This window comes from Roseibium sp. RKSG952, from assembly GCF_009711355.1.
The window spans coordinates 1-2,053 of the sequence record NZ_SMMF01000576.1; the positions used below are offsets into that span (position 1 = coordinate 1).

Annotated in this window: 1 protein-coding gene; it reads left to right on the forward strand. The window is 49.5% G+C overall.

Annotated elements, in window-relative coordinates; translation table 11 throughout:
* Positions 1-188: 188 nt before the first annotated feature.
* A partial coding sequence (locus tag E1297_RS02425; protein WP_209015599.1) for a calcium-binding protein occupies positions 189-2,053 on the forward strand: 1,865 nt, incomplete at its 3' end.

Below are 2,053 nucleotides of genomic sequence, written 5' to 3' on the forward strand. Positions count from 1 at the left end.
TAAGAAAACTCTTGCAAAACAGGGGCTGTCTACAAATGGCAATGCCCCTTCCAGTTCATCGATCTGCTATAGAAGATTAGTTTAAATAGAAAAATATATTATATATATTAATTTCGCAAAAATGATCCGTAAATAATTATTTAAGCATAGTTCCTTTCCCTTTATGAGAGTTAAGGAAGGAGAGCTCCATGTCTGATAATCTCGATACCTCCATCGAATACAATGATATTTACGGCACTGATGGAGACGATGTCTTGACCGGAACCGACGAAGCGGATGCGATTCTCGGGTATGGGGGAGATGATCAGCTCTTCGGCGAAGATAACGACGATCTCATCTACGGCGGTGATGACGATGACTACATCGAAGGTGATGATGGCGACGATATCCTCACCGGCGGGGATGGTGAAGATGAGATGTACGGAGGTGCCGGGACAGATAAGATTTTTGGCGACGATGGCGATGACACGTTGTACTCCGATGATGGCGAGGACTATCTTTTTGGGGGAACGGGAAGCGATACACTCTACGGCGATGATGATGGGAACTGGCTTGAAGGTGGCGGTGGAGAAGACACGATCTATGGGGGGGACTCCAAGGATTACATCTATGGCGATGATGGTATTTACACAGATGATGACGACGGTGCTGACGAGATTTATGCCGGAGGCGGCAGTGACAAAATCTACGGCGGCGGTGGCGACGACTACATAGAAGCCGGTGATGGTCACGACACGGTCTACGGAGGAGATGACGACGATACGATTTACGGTGGGATTGGCAATGACGTGATCTATTCGGGAGACGGTGACAATTACATCGAGGCTGGAGAAGGTGAAGACACGCTGTACCTCGGAGACGGAGACAATGAGGTATATGGTGATGATGATGATGATGCGTTTTATGGCGGCGACGGCGCGAATGAAGTTTACGGCGGCGACGGTGATGACGTAATCGAGCTTGGGGATGGCGACGACTATATCGACGCCGGCGATGGCGACGATATGGTTTACCTTGGCGCTGGCAGTAATGAAGCCTATGGCGGCCTTGGGGATGACATTTTTTATGAGGATGGCGGCACCAACCAGATCTATGGTGGTGATGGAGATGATTATGTTTACGCGGAAGAGGGTACCAGCAGCTATGACGGCGGTGATGGGACCGACACGCTGGACTTTTCCGATTCATCTGAGAGTTTGATGGTCTTTTATGATGGAGGCTCAGGAACAATTTTGTTCTCCTCCGATTCCGAGGCCTCTTTTACAGACTACGAGGTGATTAACGGCAGCGACGGGGACGATGGGTTCTACATAACTTCGGGAGACGTCACCTATGATGGTGGAGATGGCACCGATTATGTAAGCCTGAGTTATGAAAACGACGCGGTCACGATAACGGTAAGTGACGGCGATGCGACGATCACATTTTCTGACGGCACGGTTGCGACTTTGTCGAACTTTGAAAGTTATGCGTCGGATACAGGGTATGATTCAACCTTCAATATAGGTTCCGGAGATGCAGACTATTACGGAGGTTATTACAGTTCACTCAATTTCACTGAAGCAACGAGCGGAGTCACCGTCAATATCGAGGCTGATAGTACATATGCTGAATATGGTATTTATTCGGGGTATGGGACGGCTACTTTCTCGGATGGCAGCACTGCCACGTTTGAGAAGTTCGGGTCCTTTTCGGGCTCCGACTATGATGACGAATTTACGGTTGGCTCGGGAGATACCTCCTACGATGGCGGGGACGGCACCGATACGTTAAACTTCGGCAATTCTGACGATGGCATCAGCGTTGATATTGACGAAGGTTCTGGAACGGTCAGCTTTTCCGATGACACAAGCGCGACATTCTCCAATTTTGAGGATTTTGTGGGAACGGAAGATGATGACACGTTCTATGTCCAGGCAGGCGATGCATCTTACGACGGCAGCGATGGCACCGATACGATCAGTTTCGCCAATGAAGATGACGGAATAACTGTCGATCTTGATGGCGTTTCTGGGACGGTCACCTTCTCGGACGGCACGGAGGCCACAATCTC